26 protein-coding genes and 2 tRNA genes are annotated in these 26,289 nt (G+C 32.3%); 10 read left to right on the top strand and 18 right to left on the bottom strand.

Going from position 1 to position 26,289, the window contains the following annotated elements; genetic code table 11:
• The first annotated feature begins 97 nt into the window (after positions 1-97).
• The 5 genes from proS to BMY33_RS17865 all read left to right on the top strand — a co-directional run bounded on the left by proS (position 98) and on the right by BMY33_RS17865 (position 2,843).
• A complete protein-coding gene (proS, locus tag BMY33_RS17885; protein ID WP_091411098.1) occupies positions 98-1,576 on the top strand; it encodes a proline--tRNA ligase in 1,479 nt (492 codons plus the stop codon).
• Positions 1,577-1,655: 79 nt separating this feature from the next.
• Positions 1,656-1,727 (top strand) — tRNA-Glu (locus BMY33_RS17880).
• A 67-nt stretch (positions 1,728-1,794) separates the two neighbouring features.
• Positions 1,795-1,866, top strand: a tRNA-Glu gene (locus tag BMY33_RS17875).
• Positions 1,867-1,901: 35 nt separating this feature from the next.
• The gene (rpsT, locus tag BMY33_RS17870; protein ID WP_091411095.1) at positions 1,902-2,150 is read left to right on the top strand and encodes a 30S ribosomal protein S20; all 249 of its coding nucleotides are present in this window, start codon (positions 1,902-1,904) and stop codon (positions 2,148-2,150) included.
• A 129-nt stretch (positions 2,151-2,279) separates the two neighbouring features.
• Complete coding sequence (locus tag BMY33_RS17865; protein ID WP_091411092.1) at positions 2,280-2,843, top strand: hypothetical protein; 564 nt, start codon at positions 2,280-2,282, stop codon at positions 2,841-2,843.
• Here BMY33_RS17865 and BMY33_RS17860 read toward each other — a convergent pair.
• The 3 genes from BMY33_RS17860 to BMY33_RS17850 form a co-directional block, all read right to left on the bottom strand.
• Positions 2,840-4,081: a glycosyltransferase family 4 protein gene (locus BMY33_RS17860; protein ID WP_091411089.1), complete on the bottom strand. Its 1,242-nt coding sequence runs from the start codon at positions 4,079-4,081 to the stop codon at positions 2,840-2,842. The genes BMY33_RS17865 and BMY33_RS17860 overlap by 4 nt on opposite strands.
• A gap of 77 nt (positions 4,082-4,158) precedes the next feature.
• A complete protein-coding gene (locus BMY33_RS17855; RefSeq protein WP_091411087.1) occupies positions 4,159-4,938 on the bottom strand; it encodes a zinc ribbon domain-containing protein in 780 nt (259 codons plus the stop codon).
• Positions 4,939-4,941: 3 nt separating this feature from the next.
• A complete protein-coding gene (locus BMY33_RS17850; protein WP_091411085.1) occupies positions 4,942-6,036 on the bottom strand; it encodes a Nif3-like dinuclear metal center hexameric protein in 1,095 nt (364 codons plus the stop codon).
• Positions 6,037-6,146: 110 nt separating this feature from the next.
• Here BMY33_RS17850 and lpxK point away from each other — a divergent pair, with 110 nt between their 5' ends.
• Entirely contained in the window at positions 6,147-7,154 is a 1,008-nt protein-coding gene (gene lpxK, locus BMY33_RS17845; RefSeq protein ID WP_091411084.1) for a tetraacyldisaccharide 4'-kinase, read from the top strand.
• Positions 7,155-7,260: 106 nt separating this feature from the next.
• On the opposite strand, the gene BMY33_RS17840 is transcribed toward lpxK, so the two are convergent.
• The 3 genes from BMY33_RS17840 to lipA are packed head-to-tail and all read right to left on the bottom strand — an operon-like array spanning position 7,261 to position 11,412.
• A complete protein-coding gene (locus BMY33_RS17840) occupies positions 7,261-9,483 on the bottom strand; it encodes a tetratricopeptide repeat-containing hybrid sensor histidine kinase/response regulator (RefSeq protein WP_091411082.1) in 2,223 nt (740 codons plus the stop codon).
• A 28-nt stretch (positions 9,484-9,511) separates the two neighbouring features.
• Positions 9,512-10,516 carry a type I glyceraldehyde-3-phosphate dehydrogenase gene (gap, locus tag BMY33_RS17835; protein WP_091411081.1) on the bottom strand — a complete coding sequence of 335 codons (1,005 nt, stop codon included), beginning with the start codon at positions 10,514-10,516 and terminating at the stop codon, positions 9,512-9,514.
• 23 nt (positions 10,517-10,539) lie between these two features.
• Positions 10,540-11,412, bottom strand: a complete 873-nt coding sequence (gene lipA / locus BMY33_RS17830) for a lipoyl synthase (protein WP_091411079.1) — start codon at positions 11,410-11,412, stop codon at positions 10,540-10,542.
• A 576-nt stretch (positions 11,413-11,988) separates the two neighbouring features.
• Between lipA and BMY33_RS17825 the strand changes: the two genes are divergently transcribed.
• Complete coding sequence (locus BMY33_RS17825; RefSeq protein ID WP_091411077.1) at positions 11,989-12,222, top strand: hypothetical protein; 234 nt, start codon at positions 11,989-11,991, stop codon at positions 12,220-12,222.
• A 56-nt stretch (positions 12,223-12,278) separates the two neighbouring features.
• Here the strand turns inward: BMY33_RS17825 and BMY33_RS17820 are convergent, their stop codons facing one another.
• The 4 genes from BMY33_RS17820 to BMY33_RS17805 all read right to left on the bottom strand — a co-directional run bounded on the left by BMY33_RS17820 (position 12,279) and on the right by BMY33_RS17805 (position 15,511).
• The gene (locus BMY33_RS17820) at positions 12,279-12,851 is read right to left on the bottom strand and encodes an RNA polymerase sigma factor (RefSeq protein WP_170837118.1); all 573 of its coding nucleotides are present in this window, start codon (positions 12,849-12,851) and stop codon (positions 12,279-12,281) included.
• Between the two features lie 32 nt (positions 12,852-12,883).
• Positions 12,884-13,090: a membrane or secreted protein gene (locus tag BMY33_RS17815; RefSeq protein ID WP_091411589.1), complete on the bottom strand. Its 207-nt coding sequence runs from the start codon at positions 13,088-13,090 to the stop codon at positions 12,884-12,886.
• A 104-nt stretch (positions 13,091-13,194) separates the two neighbouring features.
• Positions 13,195-14,208 carry a UDP-N-acetylmuramate dehydrogenase gene (gene murB / locus BMY33_RS17810; protein ID WP_091411073.1) on the bottom strand — a complete coding sequence of 338 codons (1,014 nt, stop codon included), beginning with the start codon at positions 14,206-14,208 and terminating at the stop codon, positions 13,195-13,197.
• Positions 14,209-14,281: 73 nt separating this feature from the next.
• Positions 14,282-15,511: a pyridoxal phosphate-dependent aminotransferase gene (locus BMY33_RS17805; RefSeq protein ID WP_091411071.1), complete on the bottom strand. Its 1,230-nt coding sequence runs from the start codon at positions 15,509-15,511 to the stop codon at positions 14,282-14,284.
• A gap of 104 nt (positions 15,512-15,615) precedes the next feature.
• Between BMY33_RS17805 and BMY33_RS17800 the strand changes: the two genes are divergently transcribed.
• The gene (locus BMY33_RS17800; protein WP_091411068.1) at positions 15,616-16,995 is read left to right on the top strand and encodes an aspartyl protease family protein; all 1,380 of its coding nucleotides are present in this window, start codon (positions 15,616-15,618) and stop codon (positions 16,993-16,995) included.
• Positions 16,996-17,051: 56 nt separating this feature from the next.
• Here BMY33_RS17800 and BMY33_RS17795 read toward each other — a convergent pair whose 3' ends face one another.
• Entirely contained in the window at positions 17,052-17,456 is a 405-nt protein-coding gene (locus BMY33_RS17795) for a DUF1573 domain-containing protein (protein ID WP_091411066.1), read from the bottom strand.
• A 126-nt stretch (positions 17,457-17,582) separates the two neighbouring features.
• Between BMY33_RS17795 and BMY33_RS17790 the strand changes: the two genes are divergently transcribed.
• The gene (locus tag BMY33_RS17790; RefSeq protein ID WP_091411064.1) at positions 17,583-20,219 is read left to right on the top strand and encodes a valine--tRNA ligase; all 2,637 of its coding nucleotides are present in this window, start codon (positions 17,583-17,585) and stop codon (positions 20,217-20,219) included.
• 63 nt (positions 20,220-20,282) lie between these two features.
• On the opposite strand, the gene BMY33_RS17785 is transcribed toward BMY33_RS17790, so the two are convergent.
• The 6 genes from BMY33_RS17785 to rsfS form a co-directional block, all read right to left on the bottom strand.
• Positions 20,283-20,552, bottom strand: a complete 270-nt coding sequence (locus tag BMY33_RS17785; protein ID WP_091411063.1) for an acyl-CoA-binding protein — start codon at positions 20,550-20,552, stop codon at positions 20,283-20,285.
• Positions 20,553-20,554: 2 nt separating this feature from the next.
• On the bottom strand, positions 20,555-21,202 hold the full coding sequence (locus BMY33_RS17780; protein ID WP_091411061.1) for a phosphatidylserine decarboxylase family protein: 648 nt from the start codon (positions 21,200-21,202) through the stop codon (positions 20,555-20,557).
• On the bottom strand, positions 21,192-22,001 hold the full coding sequence (locus BMY33_RS17775) for a phosphatidate cytidylyltransferase (protein ID WP_091411059.1): 810 nt from the start codon (positions 21,999-22,001) through the stop codon (positions 21,192-21,194). Before BMY33_RS17775 ends, BMY33_RS17780 begins: the two co-directional genes overlap by 11 nt.
• 1 nt (position 22,002) lies before the next feature.
• Positions 22,003-22,614 carry an LUD domain-containing protein gene (locus tag BMY33_RS17770; protein WP_091411057.1) on the bottom strand — a complete coding sequence of 204 codons (612 nt, stop codon included), beginning with the start codon at positions 22,612-22,614 and terminating at the stop codon, positions 22,003-22,005.
• A gap of 120 nt (positions 22,615-22,734) precedes the next feature.
• Positions 22,735-24,681 (bottom strand): ATP-dependent zinc metalloprotease FtsH, encoded by a 1,947-nt coding sequence (ftsH, locus tag BMY33_RS17765; RefSeq protein ID WP_091411055.1) that lies wholly within the window; start codon positions 24,679-24,681, stop codon positions 22,735-22,737.
• 11 nt (positions 24,682-24,692) lie between these two features.
• Complete coding sequence (rsfS, locus tag BMY33_RS17760; RefSeq protein WP_091411053.1) at positions 24,693-25,064, bottom strand: ribosome silencing factor; 372 nt, start codon at positions 25,062-25,064, stop codon at positions 24,693-24,695.
• A 90-nt stretch (positions 25,065-25,154) separates the two neighbouring features.
• Between rsfS and BMY33_RS17755 the strand changes: the two genes are divergently transcribed.
• Positions 25,155-25,886 (top strand): biotin--[acetyl-CoA-carboxylase] ligase, encoded by a 732-nt coding sequence (locus BMY33_RS17755; RefSeq protein ID WP_091411051.1) that lies wholly within the window; start codon positions 25,155-25,157, stop codon positions 25,884-25,886.
• Between the two features lie 6 nt (positions 25,887-25,892).
• Here BMY33_RS17755 and BMY33_RS17750 read toward each other — a convergent pair whose 3' ends face one another.
• On the bottom strand, positions 25,893-26,285 hold the full coding sequence (locus BMY33_RS17750; RefSeq protein ID WP_091411048.1) for an orotate phosphoribosyltransferase: 393 nt from the start codon (positions 26,283-26,285) through the stop codon (positions 25,893-25,895).
• Positions 26,286-26,289 lie beyond the last annotated feature (4 nt).

The following is a 26,289-nucleotide window of genomic DNA, read 5'->3' as shown; positions in this document are numbered from 1 at the left end:
CTCCTTATTTTATTGTTGAACAATACAAATTTAGTTAGTTTTGCCCTAACTATTTTTTATTTAACAAAGTCACAACATTTGTGCCAAATAGCAGGTTATGAGCAAAAATCTAACAAAACGTAGTGAAGATTATTCTAAATGGTATAACGAATTGGTCGTAAAGGCTGATTTAGCTGAGAATTCGGCGGTAAGAGGTTGTATGGTTATTAAACCCTATGGGTATGCAATTTGGGAAAAAATGCAAGCGGAATTAGATAGAAAGTTTAAGGAAACTGGACACCAAAACGCATATTTTCCACTTTTTGTACCTAAAAGTTTATTTGAGGCAGAAGAAAAAAATGCTGAAGGGTTTGCTAAAGAATGTGCTGTAGTAACTCATTATAGATTGAAAACTGATCCAGAAGATGCGTCAAAGTTAATAGTTGATCCAAAAGCAAAATTAGAAGAAGAACTAATTGTTAGACCTACTTCAGAAGCTATTATTTGGAATACATATAAAGGTTGGGTTCAATCCTATAGAGATTTGCCGATTTTAATTAATCAATGGGCTAATGTTGTTAGATGGGAGATGAGAACTCGATTATTTTTAAGAACGGCAGAGTTTTTATGGCAAGAAGGTCATACAGCTCATGAGACAAGACAAGAGGCGATCGCTGAAACTGAACAAATGAATAATGTGTATGCGGATTTTGTAGAGGAATTCATGGCTATTCCCGTTATTAAAGGAAGAAAAACAGAAAGTGAGCGTTTTGCAGGGGCTGAAGATACTTATTGTATTGAGGCGCTAATGCAGGATGGTAAGGCACTACAGGCTGGAACTTCACATTTCTTGGGTCAAAACTTTGCAAAAGCTTTTGATGTGAAATTTACTTCTAAAGAAGGTAAACTTGATTATGTATGGGCTACTTCTTGGGGTGTTTCTACTAGATTGATGGGGGCTTTAATAATGACTCATAGTGATGATAAGGGATTGGTGTTACCTCCTAATCTTGCTCCAATACAGGTAGTTATAGTTCCTATATATAAAGGAGAGGAACAATTGAATCAAATCTCAGAAGTAGCAAACGAATTGGTAACCGATTTGAAGTCTAAAGGTGTTTCTGTAAAGTTTGATAATAGAGATACGCATAGACCAGGAGCTAAGTTTGCTCAGTATGAGCTTCAGGGAGTTCCTTTGAGGATAGCTATTGGACCTAAAGATTTGGAAAAAGGTACGGTAGAGTTGGCTAGACGAGATACACTTTCTAAAGAATTCGTAGACAAGAATGAAGTAGTAGCTACTATCGAATCCTTGTTAAAAGAAATTCAAGAGAGTTTACATCAAAAAGCTACTCAATTTAGAGATGATCATATTACTGAGGTTTCTTCATTTGATGAGTTTAAGGAGGTTTTAGAAAAGAAAGGTGGTTTTGTGTCAGCTCATTGGGACGGAACCATTGAGACTGAGCAAAAGATCAAGGAGTTGACAAAAGCTACAATACGATGTATTCCATTTGATGCAAAAGAAGAAAATGGTAGCTGTGTGTATAGTGGAAACCCCTCTAAAGTAAGGGTGTTATTTGCGAAAGCATATTAATTTTAGAAAAAAATAAAATAACACTTGCGCCATTAAAAAATAGTTGTATTTTTGCATCCGCAATTAGACAAACAACTATGGCCCGTTCGTCTATCGGCTAGGACGCCAGGTTTTCATCCTGGTAAGAGGGGTTCGATTCCCCTACGGGCTACGAATTAAAAAATTAATTGCAAGTTTAGAGTGAAAGCTATAAATTTGCAATCCTTGAAAAAGGAAATGGCCCGTTCGTCTATCGGCTAGGACGCCAGGTTTTCATCCTGGTAAGAGGGGTTCGATTCCCCTACGGGCTACAAATTTTATAGTAAAGAAATTTAATAAAGAAAAGATGGCAAATCATAAGTCAGCATTAAAGAGAATTAGAAATAGTGAGACTAAGCGTCTTAGAAATAAATATCAGCATAAAACCACACGTAATGCTATCAAAAAATTACGTGAAGCTGATAAGAAAGAAGCTGAAACTTTGTTTCCTTCTGTTGTTTCTATGATTGATAGATTGGCAAAGCGTAATATTATACATAATAATAAAGCTGCTAATTTAAAATCAAAATTAGCTAAGTACGTAGCTGCTCTTTAATATTTAAAAGAGACTCTTAAAAAAGATAGTAAGCTTCTTCACTTATGTGGAGAGGCTTTTTTTGTTCGAAATTATTGAATCTTTGTAACCTGTGTTTATTTTGTGTCGTCTTATAGGGAAACCTGTAAGATGAAGTCGAAAATTTTTTATTATATAGAGCTTGCTGCTAGGTGGTATGTTTTTGTTTTAATTACTATTTATGGCTCTGGTAAATTATTAGGAGGGCAGTTTTATAGAAGAGGAAATTTACCTGATGAAATTTCAAATATTCCACTAGTTGAGGTTGAGGGTTTTGATTTGGCTTGGACTTTTATGGGGTACTCTTACTCTTACATACTATTTATTGGTGTTTCTCAATTGCTAGGAGCTTTATTATTACTGTTTGGTAAGACGAAGTTGTTAGGGGTCTTTATTCTTATTCCTATTTTATTGAATATAATTGTTTTTGATGCTGTGTTCTTTGATACTTATGGTGCAATGGCTAGTGCGGTTCTGTATTTTTGTTTATTGTTGTTAGTGCTCTTTTTGAATAAAGATAAAATTGCTAAGGTGGTAAGTGTAATTATGGATTTTAAATCAAATGCTGAAGGGAAATCTAGAATTAATAGGTTGAAAATAGTAGGGTATGTGTTTTTGCTGATGGTTTTGTTTTTTGGTATTGATCAATTATTTGTGAATCTATTAGGGCACTAATCTTGCTTGTTCTTTTCTTCGATCCATCTGGACATGAACTCTGTACTTCGCATAGTATGATATTGTAACATGGAGCCAATAAAATTTTTGGTACGATGTTCTTTAAGATTGTTTTTTAGTGCGACGACTTGTTTTATAAATTGATCACCAAGTTCTTCTTTTTTAAATTTAGTATTAATTATTTCTATTCCGTTTTGTTGCGCTTGATACCATATGTTTTTAGTGTTGTGTAATCTCACAGCAGCATTGGCGAACTCTTCTGGTGAGTCCTTAATGAAGCCATTCCAATCAGAATCTTCATCAAGCATTCCTTCTGCTCCAATTGTCGTTGTTACGCTTGGGGTGCCGCATAGCATTGCTTCGGATAATTTGCCTTTGATTCCTGCTCCAAAACGCAGAGGAGCAAGACATACTCTCGCTTTTTTCATAACTAATTCTGCATCTTCTGTCCAGCCTTTTATATAGAAGCCTTGGCTAGGGCTGTGAAGTTGTGTGGCTTTTGGAGGTGGGTAAGCTCCGTATATGTGAAGCTCTGTTTCTGGTAATTGTTTTTTTATTAAAGGCCAAATGGTTTCTTTTAGATATAAAACACTATTCCAATTTGGTTCATGTCTAAAATTTCCAATAGTTACGAAGTGATTTCTTTGGTCATAAGAATCCCAGTTATTTTTTATTTCTGAAGTAATTGGATCTAGTAAAAAAGGAAGGTGGTGTAGTAGTTCTTTTTTTATGTTGAAATGTTTTTGTAGTATGTTTATTTCGGCGTCAGAAATTATTAAAGAAAGATCAGAGCGGTAGATGCTGGCTATCTCTCTTTTTGTTATATCACTGGATTTTAAATCAGAAAATTTAAAATCAATTCCTTTTTTGAAAGCTTCTTTTCTGGTTTTTCTTAGGCTATGGAGATCTTCTGTGTTTAAAATTCTTACAGCCTGTGGGCAGTGTTTTGTGACTCTCCATCCAAACTGCTCTTCAGACATGAATCTGTCAAACATGACGATTTCAGGTCTTAGGTTATTTATGAAATCATCAAAACTATTATTGTTAATTGTTATGCTGATCTTCTTAACTCCAAGTATTTCTATGTTGTGCATGTGATCACTTTCTGCGGCAGTACTGGCAAAAGTAATTTCAAAACCTTTAGATATGAATAGTTTAATTAATTGCAACATTCTACTTCCTGCAGCAGAGGAGTTGGGTTCTGGCCATACTTTGCCTATAATTAAGAGGTTATTCATTTGTTTTGAAATTATGTAAAAATAAAAAAGCCTCAGAAATATCTGAGGCTATAATATTATATAAAAAAATAGGTTTATTACGACAATTTAGAAAACATTGTCTCCATTTTTTCTTTTTCTTCTTGTGCTAATGCTTGATCTACTAAGATACGTCCACTGTGTTCATCTGTAATGATTTTTTTGCGAGAAGCAATTTCCATTTGAACTTGCGGAGGAATCGTAAAAAAAGAACCTCCAGAAGCTCCACGCTCAATAGGTACAACAGCTAGGCCATTCTTCACATTATTTCTTATTCTTTTATAAGCAGCTACCAATCTTTCATCGATGTTGTTCTGGAAATCTTCAGACTTAGCAATTAATGCTTGTTCTTCTTTTTCAGTTTCAGCAAGAATAGCGTCAAGTTCACCTTTTTTATGAGTAAGGTGTTTGTTTCGTTCTGTTAGACGCTCTTTGGTTTGGTCTATAATCTCGTTTTTTTGAACTATTTGAACCTTGAATTCCTTAATGTGTTTTTCGGATAGTTGGATTTCAAGCTCTTGAAATTCCATTTCCTTACTTAGAGAGTTGTACTCACGATTGTTACGCACATTTTTTTGTTGCTCTCCGTATTTTTTAATCAAGGATTTAGCTTCTTCGATTAGGTTTTTCTTAGTTTTAATACCTTCATCAATAGTTTCAAGGTCGGTATTAAGTTTTTCTAATCTTTTGTTTAATCCGGCTACTTCATCTTCAAGATCTTCTACCTCTAATGGAAGCTCTCCACGTACATTTCTGATCTCATCAACTCTAGAGTCAATTAATTGCAAATCATATAGTGCTCTTAATTTTTGCTCAACAGTAACTTCTTTCTTTGCCATATTTTATATGTATTGAATGGGATTGGTATTTTTATCCGATAAAATGATTGCAAAATTACTGATTTTTTTTCTAAGATAACTAACAATTAGGTTTTTTGTGTACTGTTCGCTTTCATAATGACCAATATCTGCAAGAATTAGTTTGTTTTCTGCTTCATAGAACTGATGATATTTTAAATCTGCAGTTATAAATATATCTGCCCCAGCCGCTTGCGCATTTTTTATAGCAAAACTACCACTACCTCCTAAAACGGCAACTTTTTTAATAGAATTGCCTAATAATGGAGAATGTCTCACACATCCTGTCTTGAATACCCTTTTTATATGTTCTAGGAATTTTATTTCTTCCATTTCTTCGGGTAAATCTCCAATCATTCCCATCCCAATGTGCTGGTTTTTGTTTTCTAAAGTTGTGATTTCATAAGCCACTTCTTCATATGAATGATTGACGTGAAGGGATTTTAATATTTTACTTTCTAGATGTTTCGGAAAGGTAATCTGTATTTTGGTTTCTTTTTCATGATTTGTTTTTCCAACTTCACCAATAGAAGGATTTGCATTTTTGGTAGCTTTAAAAGTTCCTATTCCATTTGAAGAAAAGCTGCAATTTTCATAATTACCAATAGTTCCAGCTCCAGCTTTAAACAATTCGGATAATAATGAATCAGCTTCCTTTTCTGGGGTAAAAGTGACAAGTTTTTTAATGCTTCCGCTTTGCGGGATTAAAATTTTACGATTAAGTAATCCGAGTTGTTCACACATCATATCGTTTACACCATGGTATGAATTGTCTAAAGCGGTATGGATTGCAAAAATAGCAATATCATGCTTGATGGCTTTCATAACTACTCGTTCTACATAGTTACTACCATTAAATTTCTTTATTCCTTTGAAAACAATTGGATGAAAGCTTACAATGAGGTTACATTTTTTTTCTATTGCTTCATCTATGATGACTTCTAAAGTATCTAGTGTTACAAGAATCCCTGTAACTGTTGTTTTTTTATCTCCAACTAATAATCCTACATTGTCAAAATCTTCAGCATATTTCATTGGAGCTAAAGTTTCAAGGTGTTGTATAACCTCTTTAATTTGCATTGGTGTCTATTTTTAAAATATAAATTGAATGTAAAAAAACTTTTGTCAATAATCAAAGTTTCGTTTTATACATTTGTCATTATCATAATATAAAAAGTAAGTCTGTACGTTTGAATTTATTAAGAAAAATACTTTTACCTGTTGTTCCTGTTTATTATTTCATAACCTGGTTGCGTAATAAATTATATGATTTCGGGATTAAGAAATCTATTTCTTATGACTTTCCTGTTATAGCAGTGGGGAATTTAAGTGTGGGTGGTACGGGTAAATCTCCAATGATTGAATATCTCATTAGATTGTTAAAGGATAAGGTGATGTTAGCAACATTGAGTAGAGGTTATAAAAGAGAGACAAAAGGCTTTCAGTTAGTTCAGATTAATTCTGCTGCAAAGGATATAGGGGATGAACCGTTACAATTTAAGACCAAATTCAAAAATGTTATGGTTGCTGTTGATGCTGACCGACGTAACGGGATACTAAATTTAAGAAATCAAGAAATAAATCCAGAAGTCATTTTGTTAGATGATGCTTATCAGCACCGTAAAGTAAAAGCAGGTTTTTATATTTTGCTTACACCATATTACGATTTGTATTGCAATGATATTGTTTTGCCAACAGGAAACTTAAGAGAGCCTAGAAGTGGAGCTAGTAGAGCAGATATAATTATAGTTACTAAATGTCCTAATACTATAAGTAGTGAATTGAAAAGTAGCATAGAAAAAAAATTGAATATTAAACGCAATCAGGTTTTATTATTTTCTACCATTGATTATAGTTTGGATATTATTAGTGGTTCTAAAAAGCGATCAATATCTTCATTAAAAGATACTTCATTTACACTTGTAACAGGAATTGCTAATCCAAAACCTCTATTAGAATATTATTCTTCTTTAGGTTTAAAATTTAACCATTTGAATTATCCGGATCATCATAATTTTACAGATGTTGAACTTAATCGATTAAAAGAACATAGTTGTATAGTTACTACAGAAAAGGATTATGTAAGATTGGCTTCTAATTTTTCAGAAGGAGCGTTGTGGTATCAACCAATAGAAATGAAATTTATTAGTGATCAGGATACTTTTGATGCTAAGATATTAGAGTATATAAAAAAATGAGGTCTTATAATAAAACCTCATTTTGTGTGTTTTGGCTAACTCAAATAAATAAAAAATGTTTTTCATTGCTTTGAGTTATATACTTATCAATAGATGTGCCAAACTATTAAGAAGTTATTGTTTTTTTAGATAGTGCCTTATGTAGTTTTGTGAAGAACTCCTCAGTTTTATAGGGTTTTGGAATGATGTCATTAAAACCATTATTGTAAAACTCATCAAGATTGTCATCCAATGTTACTGCTGTTAATGCTACAATAGGAATTTCCGTATTAAACTCTCTGATTTGTTTTGTTGCTTCAATTCCACTTATTCCAGGCATATGAATATCCATAAGGATTAAGTCAAATTCATTATTCTTTGTTTTATTGATAGCTATATCTCCATTGTCTGCAACATCACAAACCATTTTGTTTTTCTCTAATATTTTTCTTGTGATAAGTTGATTAATTTTATTGTCCTCTACTACCAATACTTTTTTATCAATCATTACACTATAATCGATTTTCTTAGCTTCCTCTTGGTAATTAGAAACTACATCTTCAAATACATCAAATTTTAGATCGAAATGAAATCTAGAGCCTTGCCCAAGTTCACTTTCCAATTTGATTTCACTATCCATTAATGAAAGTAAATTCTTTACGATAGATAATCCTAAACCGGTACCTCCAAATTTTCTATTTATCTGTACCGATCCTTGTGTGAAGTTCTCAAAAATGCTTTGTTGCTTTTTGTCAGATATACCAACTCCGTTGTCTTTAATTTCGAAATTAAGAAAAACTTTATTTTCTATATGATTTATCATTTTGACTTTGATCCAAATATCTCCATTTTGAGTAAATTTTATGGAGTTTCCAATAAGGTTAATAAGGATTTGAGATATTTTTAGAGGATCTCCTTTGAGTTTAGAAGGAATTGATTTGTCAAATTCATAGTGTAGTTTGTTGTTTCTGTCTTTTGCAGATTTCCCTAGAGCGATTAATACATCATTAATTCTCTTCTGTAAGTTAAACGAAGTATTTTCGATCTCTACTTTATTAGCTTCAAGTTTATTTAAATCTAGAATATTATTTATTAAAGAAAGTAGGTATTCTCCCGAAAATTTAAGAGAGTTAAGATGTTCTTTTTGATTTGGAGTAGGGCTTTCTTCTAGTAATAAATGTGTTAACCCTGTAACGGCATATAGTGGAGTTCTAAGCTCGTGTGTTATGGTAGATAAGAATTGTACCTTAGCTTCACTAGCTCTTTCTGCATTTTCTTTTGCTAAAATAAGTTCTGTGTTCTTATTTTGTAGTAGCTCATTTGCTCTTGCTCTTAGATTGTTGTTCTTATAAAGTGAAAGGGTGAGAAGAGATAATATTGTTATTAAAGCGATACTTAAGATAGTCGTAAGCCTCCCTAGTTTTAATGATTTTTGTTGTTGTTTGTTTTCTTCGGTGAGTTCTTCAATTTTTACTTTATCATCGCCTATGTTTAGTTTTGCTCTTGCTTCTTGAGCAATTATTTCTTTGTTGATATTAAATAGAGAATCTTTAAATTGCTGATGAGATCTCAGGTTAGTGAGCGAGGTTTTAAAGTCTTCTTTCTTTTCGTAAATTCTACTATATAACTCAAAACTTTCTGATTGTATTTCAGAATATCCCATCTCAGTTCCTATTAGCATAGCTAAATCATTAGTTGCTATAGCTTCATCAAGTGAACCTAAGATCATCTGAGCTTTGGCCTTATTAGTATATAACTTTGCTTTATAATAAGATTGTCCTAGAGATTCAATTTTCGGCAATCCATTATTAAAATGTTTAATAGCTACTTCCGGTTGATTCATCTCAAGAGCGAGAAGTCCAATATTAATTTTAACAGGGCCTTCCAGGGTTTCTAAATTATTTTTTTTAATTAACGAAGATGCAAGTTGTAAATGTTTCTCTGCATCTGTGAATTCTTTAAGCTTAGTGTGTATTGATCCACAAACGTTATAAGAATTTGCTAAGGCAATTTCATTTTGTTGTTCGTTTTGGATTTCTATTGCTTTTTTTATTTGCTCTTTAGCACTTTTAAGATCTCCTAGTTCTAAGTATAATTCAGCAAGTACTCGATTGGTTTTTGCTCTGTATGTTTTGTCTTGATTAGCTAGAGCTAGTTCTCTTGCTTGGGTAATGTTATATAAAGCTGTAGATAATCTAGCTGTATTTATAGCTTCAGAAGCATTGATAAGATAGTTTTCAATAGAATCTTTGACCTGGATACTATCCTTGGTATCTTCAATTTGCGAATAAGCAATGAAGTTACATCCAAGTATGAATATGATAATAAATTTTTTGATTCGGGTTGGCATTTTCCTTGAAATAACTCAACTAATATAGTTATTTCTTACAAATGTTGACGATTAAATCTATTATTCTGTTACTATATCCTATTTCATTATCATACCAGCCAATGATTTTAACCATTTTTCCAATTACTGAAGTCATAAGAGAATCAAAAACACAAGAATGTGGGTTTCCTATTATGTCAACAGATACGATTGGATCTTCGGTATAAGATAAAATTCCTTTTAAGTGAGATTCTGAAGCTTCCTTAAAAGCTTGATTTATTTCCTCAATTGAAGTTTCTTTTTTTACATTAAATGTAATATCTGTTAGAGATCCATCAGGAACGGGAACTCTAATTCCACATCCACCGATAACACTACTTAATTCCGGGAAGATTTTGGTCAATGCTTTTGCAGCTCCGGTAGTTGTTGGTACTATTGATTGACCAGCGGCTCTAGCTCGTCTTAGATCACGATGTGGTTGGTCGTGTAAACTTTGATCAGTTGTGTAGCTGTGTATTGTAGTAATGTATGCTTGTTCAATTCCACAAAGTTCATCAATAACTTTGATCATAGGAGCAGCATTATTTGTTGTACACGAAGCATTAGAGATAATTGTTTCCTTGCCGTTGAGGATATGCTCATTTACTCCTAGTACGATTGTTTTTATTGAATCTTCAAGGGGAGGAGCGGAAAGAATTACTTTTTTTGCTCCAGCTTTAATATGATCTAGAGCAGCTTCTTTGGTTTTAAATTTTCCTGTTGCTTCTACTACAATATCAACATCATACTTTTTCCAGTTGCATTCAAGAGGGTGTTTTTTGTTTAATAAAGGTATGGATTCACCTTCAATTATGATGTAGTTTTCCGTATAGGAAATATTTTGAGATAGTACTCCGTGAATGCTATCATATTTAAGGAGGTGACTGAGTGTTTTAGTATCGGCAAGATCATTTATAGCAACAACTTGGATATCTGAACGATTCATCAATAATCTAAAAAGGTTTCGACCAATTCTTCCAAAACCATTGATGGCTATTCTAATAGGTGTGTTCATTAAATAAGTTCTTCAAAAAAATATTAGGTCAGGTGTTTTTGAGCTTTGTAGGAGGATCTAACTAATGCTCCACTCTCTACATGTCGGAACCCCATTTCTAATCCAATCTCTTCATATTTTTTAAATTGATCTGGAGTAATGAATTGTTTTACCGGTAAATGTTTCTTACTTGGTTGTAAATATTGTCCTATGGTAACGATATCTAAATTTACTGATCTAAGATCTTTTAAGACCTGTATAACTTCTTCTTCTGTTTCACCAAGTCCAAGCATAATTCCGCTTTTTGTTCGCTCAATACCATTATCTTTTAGGTATTTCAATACTTGCAAACTTTGTTCATATTTAGCTTGAATACGAACTTCTCTGGTAAGTCTTTTTACCGTTTCCATATTATGAGAAACTACTTCTGGTTTTACGGCAACAATTCGATCTATGTTTTTAGTCTTCCCTTGAAAATCTGGAATTAAAGTCTCTAATGTAGTCTCAGGGTTCATCCTGCGAATAGCTTGAATTGTTTCCCGCCATACAATTGATCCTCCATCTGCTAAATCATCTCTGTCCACAGAAGTAATCACTGCGTGTTTTATGTTCATTAATTTTATAGAACGTGCTACTTTCTCAGGTTCTTCCCAATCTACCGTATCTGGTCTTCCTGTTTTTACTCCACAAAAACCACAAGAACGAGTGCAAGTATTACCTAAAATCATGAAAGTGGCAGTCCCTTCACTCCAACATTCACCCATGTTTGGACAGCTACCAGATGTACATATAGTATGTAGGTTGTATTTGTCAACTAAACCCCTAAGTTCGGTGTATTTTTTTCCGGTAGGTAATTTTACTCGTAGCCATTTTGGTTTTCCTTTGGGAGGAGCTACTGAAGCAACATCATTATTCATACTCAGCATTGTTTTACGCAAAAATACGAAGAAAGCTTAGATTAAAATATAGTTTTCGATATTCTTAAGATTTTCTGATTTAGCGCCCGAATTTTAGACCTTAGATTTACAAGAATTTGTGTTAATAATCGGTTGAGATTTCAAAGATCCATAATTAGATATACATGATCTAAAATTTGATAATACACAATATAAAATCGATGTATTTGTTTGTGTTAATAATATGATAATGATAGGATCATTACAAAATATTATCCAAAAGGGAATTTTTGGGTAAAAAAAGAGAGAATTTTTATATTAAATAGTTGTTGTAAAAAAAAATAACAAAAACAACTTTTATGACTGTAAATCAGTTTCTTACACGTGTTTTGTGATGATATTAGATAAGTCTTTAGGGATTTTTTCTCATTAAAATTATGGTAAAACCGTAATTTTAATGAGGTTTTTAAGGATTAATAAAATTTCTTTTCCTATTTTTGGAACACATAATTTTTAGTATCATACTTTAAATCATGGTTAAAATTAGCTTAACCCCATTTTTTATTCATTAAAAAAAAGTTAAAAAACCAATTAAAAATGTCAAAAGAAGAATTAGAACAACAGAAACAATTACAGAAAAACAGAAAAAGAGTTGAAAAGTGGTTAATTAGTAATCAAAATTTTATTAATATCACCGGAATCGAAAAAGAAATATCTGCGCCAAAAGGACTGGTCCAAAAATTTATCAAATATGATAAAAAAATAAATGACAAATGGATCAACCCATTACACGAAGTGTTAAAAAGAATAGCGACTTTTAGTCTCAGATAATACAAGTGATTTATTTGTAGCAAATAAAAGAGGATTGATTGGTCTTGTAGACTTAATTAGTTCTCTTTTTTATTTGTTATTATTTCGGAAAGAAGTTTTCTAGCTCTTAGTAATTTAACCTTTACATTATTCATCGGTTCATCCAGTACTTCAGAAATTTCTTTATAGCTTAACTCCTGAAAATATCTTAGGTTTATTACTTCTTGATAGTGCGGTTTTAATTGTTTAATATACCTAAGTAATTGAGCTAGGTTTTGTTCAGTAATTAATTTGTCTTCTGGTGAAGGTGTGTCGTCAATAATTTTATAAACCACATCGTCTACTTCTCTAGTTGTTTTAGAGCGTATAGAAGCATTTTTTTTTCGTAAAAGATCGATATGAATATTTTTCGAAATCTGAATTATCCAAGTTTTGAAATTGTATTCCTCTTTAAAGGTGTCTATTTTATCAAATGCTTTAGAGAAACTCTGTATAGTAATATCTTCTGATTCGTATTCGTTTTGAGTTCTTTTAAGCTGGAAGTTAAAAACATCATTCCAAAAAGTATCTAATAAATAATTAAAAGATGCTTGTTTGCCTTCTTTGGCTTTTTTAATATGATCTGAAAGAGTTAAAGGTTCTTTTTCCAATGAAAAGGTTTTGAACAAAAGTATTTTAAAAATTACTTAGAATGTCCTGTTTCATTACAAATAGCATATTGATCAGGAGTTTTTCCACACATGGAACAGGATTCACCTTCTTTATTCAAAAATGGACTTTGACTTGCACAGGTTCCAGCAAATTTACCGTCTTTTTTTGCCCATAATTTAATTGCAATTCCTGCAAAAGCAGCTAAAAGAAGAGCGATCGTAAGTAGAAACAATTTCATAATATTATCTTCTCGAAATTTACTGACAAAGATACGAAGAAAAATCACCTGAAAATATGATTTTTAAAAAATTAGATATGTTGAGAAGTTAAAATTACTTTATCCTAAATTATATTTACTTCTGTTTCTAGAGAAATACCAAATTTTTTCTTAACAGTTGTTTTGATTTTTAAAGAAAGTTCTAAGATTTCTTGACCGCTAGCATTGCTGTGATTCACTAATACTAAAGCTTGTTTATTGTGCACGCCCGCATCTCCCCATCGTTTTCCTTTAAAGCCTGACTGTTCGATAAGCCATCCTGCAGGGACTTTTATGTTTTTTGTATCTATTTGGTAATGTGGGATATTTGCATACGATTTTTGTAAAAGGGTAAAAGCTTCGACAGAAATTACTGGGTTTTTAAAGAAACTTCCACTATTTCCTATAACAGCTGGGTCAGGTAATTTACTTTTTCGAATAGCTATTACTGTTTCAGAAATATCTTTAATAGTCGGAGTGTCAATATTTTTTTCCTTTAAAGCATTTTCAATAGCTCCATAACTAGTGTTTAGAATATGTTCTTTTGTAGATAATTTAAATGTAACTTTAGTGATTATATATTTTCCTTTTAATTTACTTTTAAAAACAGAGTTTCTATATTCAAAATTACACTCCTCTTTAGTAAAAAGTCTATTTTCTCCAGTTTTTAAATTAACAGTTTCACAGCTAACAAAACTATCTTTTAATTCTACGCCATACGCTCCAATATTTTGTATAGGAGCACTTCCTACATATCCAGGAATCAATGAAAGATTTTCTAAACCTCCAAAATCATTATGTATACAAAATTGAACAAAGTCATGCCAGTTTTCCCCAGCAGAAGCAGAAACTAGTGCGTAATTGTCAGATTCAATAGAAGTGGTTATGCCTTTTATTGCTATATGTAGCACCAAGGATTCTAGATCTTTTGTGAGTAGCATGTTACTTCCTCCACTTAGAATAAAGATGTTCTTATCTTTGTGAATAGAAAGGACCTCTACAAGTTCTTTTTTAGAATTAATCGTTATAAATTCTGTTGCTTTGACATCAATGCCAAATGTATTATAGTTCTTAAGAGATTTATTGTGTTCTATTTTCAAAAAAAATATAGTTTTAGTTGAATATGGATTTTCTTTCTGGTTTTATGAGCGAAATATATGATTATTTATCATTTTATAGGGTAACTTTCTCTTTGACTGTACTAAAAGATTCTTGATCAGTATATTTTGCTAATGCTAGTTTTAATATATTAATGGCTTTTTTTAAGTCTCTTCTATTAAGAACATAGGCAATACGAACCTGATTTAATCCTTCATTTGGGCTGGAGTAAAAACCAGCAGCTGGCGCAAGCATAACTGTTTCGTTATTTACGTGAAATTCATCTAAGAGCCATTTTGTAAAATGATCAGCATCTTTTATGGGCAATTCCGCGATACAATAAAACGCACCATTAGGTATTGCTACTTTTATACCAGGAATTTGCCTAAGTCCTTCTACAAGAGTGTCTCTTCTTATTTTATACTTCGCTACAGTTTCAGTATAATATGATTCAGGTGCTTCTAGTGCAGCTTCACTTGCAATTTGAGCAAAGGTAGGAGGGCTTAATCTCGCCTGTGCAAATTTCATAGCGGTTTCCATTACACTTTTGTTTTTGCTTACCATGCAACCAATTCGAGCCCCGCACATACTATAACGTTTAGAAACCGAATCAACTACTATGGCATGTTCGTCCAGAATGCTTTCCTGTAAAATGGAATAATGTTCTGAATCATCATACACAAATTCTCTATATACTTCATCAGAAATTAAAAACAAATCATACTTTATTGCTAAATCAGCGAGTTGTTTTATTTCCTCTTTACTGTAGAGATAACCTGTCGGGTTACCTGGATTACATATGAGAATCGCTTTCGTTTTAGAAGTGATTAGTTTTTCGAAATCTTTTATGGGTGGTAGCGCAAATCCATTGTCAATTTGAGAAATCACGGGTACAACCTTTACTGTAGATTGCGTAGAAAAACTATAATAATTGGCATAGAACGGTTCAGGAACTATAATTTCATCACCTGGATCTGTTATACTACCCATCGTAAAAATTAATGCTTCACTTCCTCCAGTTGTAACCAAAATGTCATCAGATGAGATCGTAATATCATGTTTAGCGTAATAACCGGCTAGTTTTTTTCTAAAACTTTCAAAACCAGCGGAATGACTATATGCTAGGACATCTAATTTATGATCTCTTACTGCATTTAGAGCTTCCACAGGTGTTTTTATGTCTGGTTGTCCGATATTAAGATGAAAAATATGCTTTCCTTCTTTTAACGCTTTTTCTGCAAAAGGAGCTAACTTACGAATTGGAGATTCGGGCATCGCTTTTCCTTTACTTGATATTACAGGCATTTCATTTAATTTTAAAAGTAAAATAGCGGTAAATTTCTTAAATTATTTAGGATTTAAGTTAATTATTATCAGGAATTTTCAAGTATTTTTCTATATTTAGTGGAATGAAGATTTTGTACTGGGATTTTTATCATTTTCTTAAAGAGAAGGCCCTAATTCTATTCTTGCTTATTTCTTTTATGCTAAACGCTCAAGAAGGTTTTCGATTCCCAGAGGGTCAAACAAGTGATAAAATAAAGTTTGAGCTAGCTAATAATCTTATTATTATTCCTGTTGAACTAAACGGGGTTAAGTTATCATTTATCCTAGATACAGGAGTAGGATCTACAATTTTGTTTAGTATTGATAAAAGAGAATCTTTAGAACTAAAAAATGCTTCAAAAATTTTTCTTAGAGGATTAGGAAACGAGGCGCCAGCAGAAGCTATTAAGTCCACCAATAATTTATTAAAAATAGGAGATACTTACAGTGATGATCATACAGTTTATATGATTTTTGATGAGTCTATGAACTTTTCTCCTCTAATGGGATTTCCTATTCATGGTATTATTGGGTATGATTTTTTTAGAAAGTTTATACTTAATCTTAATTACACAAAAGAGTATATAAAAATCCATGATCCAGCATCATATAAGTATAAAAAATGCAAGAGATGTTATCAGTCTGATTTAGATCTAAATAATGGAAGAAAAAGACCTCTGATTAAAGCTAAGTACAAAACAAATACCGGATTCTTAGACGTCAATCTTTTGTTAGATTCAGGGTCTAGTTCTGCATTATGGCTTTTTGAAAACCCTAAAATTAATCTTAAAGCTCCTGATGATTCTTTTGATGATTTTTTGGGAACAGGGTTTAATGGAGAGATATATGGAAAGAAAACTAAAGTGGAAGGTTTGACTATTGGAGATTTCGAGATAAAAGAAGTAACAGCTTCTTTTCCAGATTCTCTTTATATACAAGGGATCTCTTTGAAATCACGTCAAGGATCTATTGGGGGTAGTGTTTTGAAAAGATTCAATATGATTATTGATTATCCCAATCAAAAAATAACTTATAGGAAAAACAGTTTTTTTAATAAACCTTTTCATTATAATATGAGTGGACTTACTATTCAGCATAGTGGAGTTAGAGTTTTAAAGGATTATAATATCCGTAGAAGTCCTTCTCGTCCGTCTTTAGATTTTGTGACAAAAGATGATGGTAAAATTTCGATCAATGTGTTTAAAGCGGATGTAAGTTCCTTTGTATACTCAGTACAACCGGAATATAAAATTACAGAGGTTAGGCCTGATTCACCTGCAGCGAAGGCCGGATTGTTAAAAGGGGATAGGATTTTAGAAGTTAATGGTCGAAAATCTCACCTTTATAAGCTCTCTGATATGAATGATTTATTTTATTCAGAAGAAGGAAAAAAAATTACTATAAAAGTTGAACGATTGAGAGTAGAGATGAAATTTACATTCTATCTTAAAAAAGTGATATAAAAAAGGGTTCTACAATTCTATTTGTAAAACCCTTTTTCTTAATATGTTATTTCTTTTTAATTCTTTTTTTCTAAAACACTTTTTGTGTCGTCTAAAACCGTTCCTTTTATCTTAATCGCTTTAGTAGATTCCTCTGCATTAGAGTATACTGTTATTGTTTTACGGATAGGACCAACACGTTTTGTGTCATATTTTACTTCAATGACTCCTGTTGCTCCTGGAGCAATAGGATCTTCTGGTTTTTTAGGTATGGTACAACCACAACTAGAATATACTCTGGAAATGATTAGTGGAGCATTTCCTGTATTTGTGAACTCAAATTGGCGAATACCATCACTACCCTTGGAAATTTCCCCATAATCAATCACTTCTGTTTTAAAATCGATTTTCGCTTTGGTATCCTGGGCGTTTAGGGTAATTCCTAGAAAACCAATAAATAAAATCATCATTACATTTTTCATAACGTAGGTTTTTATAATGTGTAAAAGTAGTTACTTTTTATTCAACTTCAAAATTGTAAAAGACTTTCAAGTTGTCGTATATAATAATTACTTTTGCACTTTAAAATCCAAAAATCGGACCAAACTATGGCTTTAGCAGGAAAATATGATGCAAAATCAGTAGAAGACAAGTGGTATAACTATTGGATGGAAAATAATTATTTCCATTCTGAGGTTGATGAAAGAGAGGCGTATACTATAGTCATTCCTCCGCCAAATGTTACAGGAGTTTTGCATATGGGACATATGCTTAACAATACGATACAAGATGTTTTAATCAGAAGAGCTCGTCTTAAGGGTTACAACGCTTGTTGGGTTCCAGGTACCGATCATGCTTCTATTGCTACGGAAGCAAAAGTAGTGGCAAAATTAAAGGAAGATGGGATTGATAAGAATGACTTAACAAGACCAGAGTTTTTGGAACATGCTTGGGAGTGGACTCATAAGCATGGTGGAATTATTTTAGAACAACTTAAAAAATTAGGAGCATCTTGTGATTGGGAGCGCACAGCTTTTACCATGGATGACAATTTGTCTGCGTCTGTAATCAAAGTTTTTGTTGATTTATATAATAAAGGTCTTATCTATAGAGGATATAGAATGGTTAATTGGGATCCAGAAGCTAAGACTACTCTGTCTGATGAAGAGGTAATTCATGAAGAAAAGCAAGGGAATCTTTATTATTTAAAATATAAGATTGAAGGAAGTAATGATACATTAACAATTGCTACTACACGTCCAGAAACAATAATGGGTGATACTGCAATTTGTATTAATCCTAATGATGAACGTTTTTCTCATCTAAAAGGTAAAAAAGCTATAGTACCAATTGCCAATAGAGCTATTCCGATTATAGAGGATGAATATGTAGATATGGAGTTTGGTACTGGGTGTTTAAAAGTAACACCTGCACACGATCAAAATGATAAAGTTTTAGGTGATAAGCATAAATTAGAAGTAATAGATATTTTTAATGATGATGCTACATTAAACTCTTTTGGATTACATTATGAGGGTAAAGACAGGTTTGTAGTAAGAAAAGAAATTCTAAAAGAACTGGAGACTCTAGGTGTACTAGAGAAAACAGAAACACACCTTAATAAAGTAGGTACAAGTGAGCGGACAAAAGCTGTAATTGAACCAAAATTGAGTGATCAATGGTTTCTAAAAATGGAAGGTTTGGCGAAACCTGCATTGGATGCAGTTATAGATAAAGATGTGAACTTAGTTCCAGAGAAATTTATTAACACCTACCGTCATTGGATGGAGAATGTACGAGATTGGAATATCTCTCGTCAATTATGGTGGGGGCATCAAATACCTGCTTACTTTTATGCTGATGGTAAAGAAGATTTCGTAGTTGCAGAAACTAGGGAGGAAGCACTTGTATTGGCAAAAGAAAAAACAGGGAATACTTCTTTAACTGACGCTGATTTAACTCAGGATCCTGATGCTTTAGATACTTGGTTTTCATCTTGGTTATGGCCAATGAGTGTATTTAATGGTATTTTAGAACCAGATAATAAAGAGATTAATTATTACTATCCGACTAATGATTTGGTTACTGCTCCTGAAATTTTATTCTTTTGGGTTGCAAGAATGATCATTGCGGGGTATGAGTATAGAAAAGAAAAACCTTTTACTAATGTATATCTTACGGGTATTGTAAGAGATAAACAAAGACGTAAGATGTCGAAATCTTTGGGTAATTCTCCAGATCCATTAGATTTAATTGATAAATATGGAGCAGATGCGATAAGAGTAGGAATGTTATTGAGTTCGCCAGCTGGTAATGATTTGATGTTTGATGAAGATTTATGCGATCAAGGAAGAAAGTCATTTGTAAATAAAATTTACAACTCTTATAATCTTATTGGTGGTTGGGAAGTGGATTCTACAATTGAACAGCCAGAAGCTTCTAAGGTAGCTATAGAATGGTATAGATCTAAATTCCAGAAAGCATTAATCGAATTAGAGGATGCTTATGAGAAATATAGAATTAGCGATGCTTTAATGATTACTTATAAGTTAGTTAGAGATGATTTTAGTAGTTGGTTGTTAGAAATGATTAAACCAGCTTATCAAGCTCCGATTGATGCTAAAACATATAAAGAAGTAATCGAAATTTTGGAAGGTAATTTAAAAATTTCACATCCTTTTGTTCCTTTTATCTCGGAAGAAATATGGCAAGATATTGCTGATCGTAAGCCAGAGGATGCTTTGATCGTGTCGAGTTGGCCTGTGGTTACTTCTGTCGATGAAAATTTGATCAAAGAATTTGAAGTTGCTAGTGATGTTATTTCTGGAATTAGAACGATTCGTAAAGAAAAGAATATCTCGTTCAAAGATACTATTGAGTTGTTAATAGTAAATAGCGAAAATACTCCAACAACTTTTGATTCGGTTGTGTCAAAATTAGGTAATGTTTCTTCTTTGGTTTATGTAGGGGAAAAGGTGGATGGAGCGCTTTCCTTTAGAGTGAAATCTAATGAGTATTTTATACCTATATCTGGAGCTGTAAATGTAGAAGATGAGATAAAAAAGCTTACAGAAGAATTAACGTATACGGAAGGTTTTTTGAAATCTGTGCAGAAAAAATTGCAGAATGAACGTTTTGTGAATAATGCACCAGAACAAGTCATTGCTAATGAAAGAAAGAAAGAGGCTGATGCTGAGGCTAAAATAGCAACGTTAAAATCAAGTCTTTCAGGTTTGCAAGAGTAATTCCTTAATAAACAAGGATTGTAATTTAAAAAAACCCTTTAATTAACTATTAAAGGGCTTTTTTTATATATCTGTTATATATTTATTTACGATCTCAATATATTTAAGCTTAGCTTCTTCTGGAGTAAGGTTTTTTACTTGGAAAAGAGCATTTAGTTTAAACGCATTTCTCAACTCGCTGTTTCCAGATGGAGTGTAAAAGCCTTCTGTGTGCATAGCTTGTTTGTAGTATGCGTAAAAATGCAGCATAACATCAGGAGGTAATTCTATTTTGGTGCTGCTGGCTTTGTCAAAAGCCTTTTGAAAAGCGATATTTAAATCCTCATCGGTCATACTTATACATTAGCGATAATACTTTCTCCACCTCTAACTTTCTGGTTTAAAGTTACATTTACTTCTGTTCCAATTGGTAAGTAAACATCTACTCTAGAACCAAATTTAATGAATCCACTATCGGAACCTTGAATAACCTTTTCACCTTCTTCAGCATAATTCACAATTCTTTTTGCTAATGCTCCAGCAATTTGTCGATAAAGAACTTCGACAAAATTATTTTTTACAACTACAGTCGTTCTTTCGTTTTCTTCTGATGCTTTAGGGTGCCAAGCAACAAGGTATTTACCTGGGTGATATTTGCTGAACTTTACTTGGCCATTTATTGGGTGTCGAGTAACATGAACATTAATGGGGGACATAAAAATAGAAACTTGTAATCTATTTTCCTTGAAATATTCTTTTTCAAATACCTCTTCTATTACTACTACTTTTCCATCTACCGGTGCTACTACCGTATTGTCATTAACATCGGTACGTCTTTTTGGGTTTCTGAAAAATTGTAATATTAATATCAAAAAAATAAGTGTAATAGAAAATATTGCAATAATCCATTCATCTATTTGAATTGATACATAAGCTGCTGCATTAATACCAAGAAAAAGTACTATTGCTACCGATATAATTTTGTAACCTTCTTTATGAAACATATTTCAAAATTTGTAAAAACGCGTATAAAAATGGACTCGAAAAAATAATACTATCTAAACGATCAAAAATACCACCATGTCCTGGCATTATTGATCCACTATCCTTTACTCCAGCTTGTCTTTTGAACTTGGATTGAATAAGATCTCCAAGAGTGCCAAAAATACTCATAATTATACTTATAATCAACCAAAGAGTAATTGATAAAGAGTTTGAAAAAATTGCTATTAAATATCCTGCTAACAAAGTAAAAAGAAAACCACCGACAAAACCCTCTATGGTCTTTTTTGGAGATATACGTTCTAACAATTTATATTTTCCAAAGTTTTTACCTACTAAATAAGCAAAAGTGTCATTAGTCCAAATCATAAGAAGAGGCCCAGCTATCATAATGGGATCGTACGCTTCATCATAACAAGGGATAAGAGTTAAGAAAACGATAGATGTGATAAGGAAAAATATACTAGTAAAATATTTTCTTTTTTCAAACATTGGGATGATCCTAATTGTCAAGAGATCTCTTACCAAAAATAATTGAGTGATGATAGTAAGTCCTAGGGTAATTAGGATAATTGATATAGGAATCTTTAAACTTGGAGTGTGAAATAAAAGTAAGAACCCAATAAATATGATATAAAGCCAAGTGTTCTTTAAATGAATTAGCTTTTGAAATTCATAAATGCAAATAATACCAAAGATTAAGAATACTCCAATAAAGGTATATTTAGAAATAAATATAGAAATTAATAATATCGCGATGTATAAAAATCCCGATAAAGACCTTGTCAGCAGTTCCTTCATATTATAAATCTTCCAGCAGCAGCAAATATAGATTTTTTGAGCTACTTCCGTAGCTTAAGAAGTCTTTTTCTTTTTGCGGTTCGAAGTTTTTTATCGTAGTAATATTCGATGGGATTGCACTTTTGTTTTTTTCTTTGATGCCTTTTAAACCCTCGCCAATGTTATTAACTAGTTGGCTAGTAGATGCTAGAATAATAAAATCATCTGGTAGTTCAATTAATTTTTTTTCTCTTAGTTGATTTGAAGAAATAAGAATGGCGCCACTATCTGCAATCAAATATTCACAAGTAGCAAAAAAGAAAGACGCGGGTGATTTTTTTACATAGTTAAGATTGAATCCGGAAAATTTATGTTCTAGCCCCATATCGAAACAGCAAACATCCTTTTCGTACCAATCATTCTCTAAAAGTATCTTGTCAAAAGAATCAAGAACTTCTTCATCACTATCACAATACAAAAATTTGCCTCCATTCCTTTTGAAATTAATCATAAAGCTTTCATCAACCGGAAGATTGATTTCGGGCATATATTTACTGCGATCTTCAGTGTGTCGTTCCTTACTCTTTTGGTCTGATTTAGATTTTGAGGAAAATATTCTTCTAAATAGACTCATCTTTAGATTCGATCGGGGATTTACGGGTTAACAATACTTTCAAAGATAAAAAAATCTTAATCTAAAAAGAGTATTAGATTAAGATTTTTTTAATTTACTAGTAAAAATCGAAATATTCGTTTACGATGGTTCGATTATTGTTTCTTCTTTCTTACCAAACGGACGTTCTCCAAATATCTTCTCAAGATTATCTTTGAAAATAACTTCCTTTTCTAATAGAACCTCTGCAAGTTCAGTAAGTTTATCTTTATTGTTTTCTAATAGTTTTATAGCACGTTGGTATTGCTGTTCTATAATATTAGAAATTTCTTTATCAATAAGTTCACTGGTTTGTTCGCTATACGGTTTTGTAAATCCATACTCGTTTTGACCAGAAGAATCATAATAGGTTAAATTTCCAATTTTATCATTAAGACCATATATAGTAACCATAGCACGAGCTTGCTTCGTAACTTTCTCTAGGTCACTTAATGCTCCAGTAGAAATTTCATTAAAAATTACTTTCTCTGCAGCACGACCTCCAAGAGTAGCACACATTTCATCTAACATTTGATTAGGACGAACAATAAGTCGCTCTTCCGGAAGATACCAAGCTGCTCCAAGAGATTGACCTCTAGGTACAATAGTTACTTTTACTAACGGTGCAGCGTGTTCCAACATCCAACTTACAGTTGCATGTCCAGCTTCATGAAAAGCAATTGCGCGTTTTTCTCCAGGCGTTACGATTTTGTTTTTCTTTTCTAATCCACCAACAATTCTATCTACTGCATCAAGGAAATCTTGTTTTCCAACTGCTTTGTTTCCTTTTCGCGCAGCAATAAGTGCAGCTTCATTACAAACATTAGCAATATCAGCTCCAGAGAATCCTGGTGTTTGTTTTGATAGAAAATCAGTATCTAGTCCTTCTTCTTTTTTAAGAGGTTTTAAGTGTACTTCGAAAATTTCTTTACGTTCTCTAACATCAGGAAGGTCTACATAAATTTGTCTATCAAAACGTCCAGCTCTCATTAATGCCTTATCTAATACATCAGCACGGTTTGTTGCAGCAATAACAATTACATTAGTATTTGTGCCAAAACCATCCATTTCTGTTAAAAGCTGGTTTAGCGTATTTTCTCTTTCGTCATTTGATCCAGAAAAGTTACTCTTACCTCTTGCACGACCAATGGCGTCAATTTCATCGATAAAGATGATTGCAGGAGATTTTTCTTTAGCTTGTTTAAAAAGATCACGAACTCTAGAAGCTCCTACACCTACAAACATTTCTACGAAATCAGAACCTGATAGAGAGAAAAAAGGAACTTTAGCTTCTCCAGCTACAGCCTTTGCTAATAGTGTTTTACCTGTTCCTGGAGGTCCTACTAATAAGGCTCCTTTTGGTATTTTTCCTCCTAATGATGTGTACTTTTCAGGGTTTTTAAGAAAGTCTACAATTTCTTGTACTTCTTCCTTAGCTCCTTCAAGACCGGCTACATTTTCAAAAGATACCTTTACATCTGTATTTTGATCAAAAAGTTTTGCTTTGGATTTTCCGATATTAAAAATTTGACCACCAGCACCTCCACCAGCGCCACCGCTCATTCTACGCATTATGAAAATCCATACACCTATGATAAGTGCAAAAGGAAGTAAGGTGATGAAAATATCACCCCACATATTACTTTCAGTATCATAACCAACCTCAGTGGATACGCCGTTTTCACTTTTTATCCTAGCAATTTCATTTTCGAAATTTTGTAAATCTCCAAATTCAAATTCATAGTCCGGATCATTTGGACTAGTTGGTAAGATTGAATTTTTTTTGTTCTTGGTATGTTTTTCCTGACTTTTTGCTTCTTGAGTCAGAAAAACTTTAGCTTTACGTCTATTGATTATTGATACACGCTCTACTTCGCCGTTACTTAAAAAGTTATTGAAGTCCGATGGAGTTGTTTCGGGAGCAGATCCCATATTTCCTCCACCTAAAAAATTCAATGCTAAAAAACCAACAATTATAACACCATAAATCCAATATGCGCTAAACTTTGGTTTTTTATTTGGTTCCATTTTTTTATTCTCTTTAGCCATTTACGCTTCTTTTAATAGTTTGTTTCAATAGTTGTTGTTTTTGCATCACCCCATAATCCTTCAATGTCATAAAATTCTCTGATATGCTTTTGAAAAACGTGTACAACTACATTTACATAATCGATCAGTACCCATTCAGCATTTTCACCTCCCTCTACGTGCCAAGGTTTATCTTTTATTGATTTGCTAACAGTTTTTTGGATGGAATTGACAATGGCATTTACTTGAGTGTTAGAAGTTCCGTTACAAATAACGAAATAACTACAAACTGTATTTTCGATCTCTCTTAAATCTAAAATAGTAATGTCATTACCCTTTACTTCTTCAATACCTTTAATAATTTGGGTTATTAATTGATCAGTACCGATTTCTTTTTTAATCATGCATTTTTTTAATTTGTGTAAAGTTATTACTTTTTATGGTTTTAATGTCTGTATTTCCGGACATTTGTAAAAACTTTCACATCGTTATTTATGGATATAATCAAAGTTGATGCCATTGACTCTACAAATACTTTCCTGAGGGATATGAATCGGGAAAAATATTTAACAAAATCTATTTGTGTTGTTGCAAGAGAACAATTGAAAGGTAAAGGGCAAATGGGAACTATATGGCAAAGCAATCCCGGAGAAAACCTTACTTCTAGTGTGTTTATGCCTATTGCTGATCTCGATGTAATGGATCAGTTTTATATTTCGATGACGGTTTCATTAGGTGTTTATGATGCTTTAGATTTGTTAATGTTACCTAAGTTGTCTATAAAATGGCCGAACGACATTCTGTCAGATAAGTATAAGATGTGTGGTATTTTAATTGAAAACGTTGTTAATAATGGCAGATTACGTGGAGCAATTATTGGTATTGGGATAAATGTAAATCAACAAGATTTTAATAATCTTCCTCTAGCTGGATCTTTAAAACAGATTTTGGGAAGAAATTTTGATTTAGATGAGGTTTTGCAAGTAGTGTTGGCAAAACTAGAATATAGGTTTTCGATGCTTCATAGCTCTAATTTCGGAAATATAAAGAAAGAATATGAGTCTTTGTTGTTTAGAAAAAATAAACCCTCTACATTTTTAGATGTAAAGGGTGATTCTTTTGTGGGTATTATTCAAAATATTACTTCGGCAGGAAAACTTCAAATACTTCTAGAAGATGAAATCATTCAAAGTTTTGACCTAAAAGAAGTAAAATTATTATATTGATTAAAATTAAATTTTGCCAATATTTTCACTTAATGTATTGATGAAGTTTTGAATAGGATTCTTAATCATCATTCCCATCATAGCATTGAATTGTCCTTCAAAAATAAGTTGAGTTGTACTTTTTCCGTCTTGTGTGTCCACAATATTTGCGGTAAGTGTAAATGGCAGTTTTTCACTAGCTGCCCCAAGTACAACTGTAGTATGTTCCGTGCTTGTTTTTTGTTCCAAAACAATCTCAGGCATTCCTTTTAATTGAAAAAGAAATCTGGAGTCGTTTAGCTTTTCAAATTTCTGTTTGCTTTCCGGCATTAATTGTTCGAAGTTTTCAACTTTTGTTAAAAATTCGAATACTTCTTGTTGAGTTTTTTCTACAGTAACTGTAGGGCTTTCTAAATTCATTGAG

The sequence above is a fragment of the Aquimarina amphilecti genome, from assembly GCF_900109375.1.
Lineage (GTDB): Bacteria > Bacteroidota > Bacteroidia > Flavobacteriales > Flavobacteriaceae > Aquimarina > Aquimarina amphilecti.
This window is presented reverse-complemented; position numbering and strand designations above follow the sequence as displayed.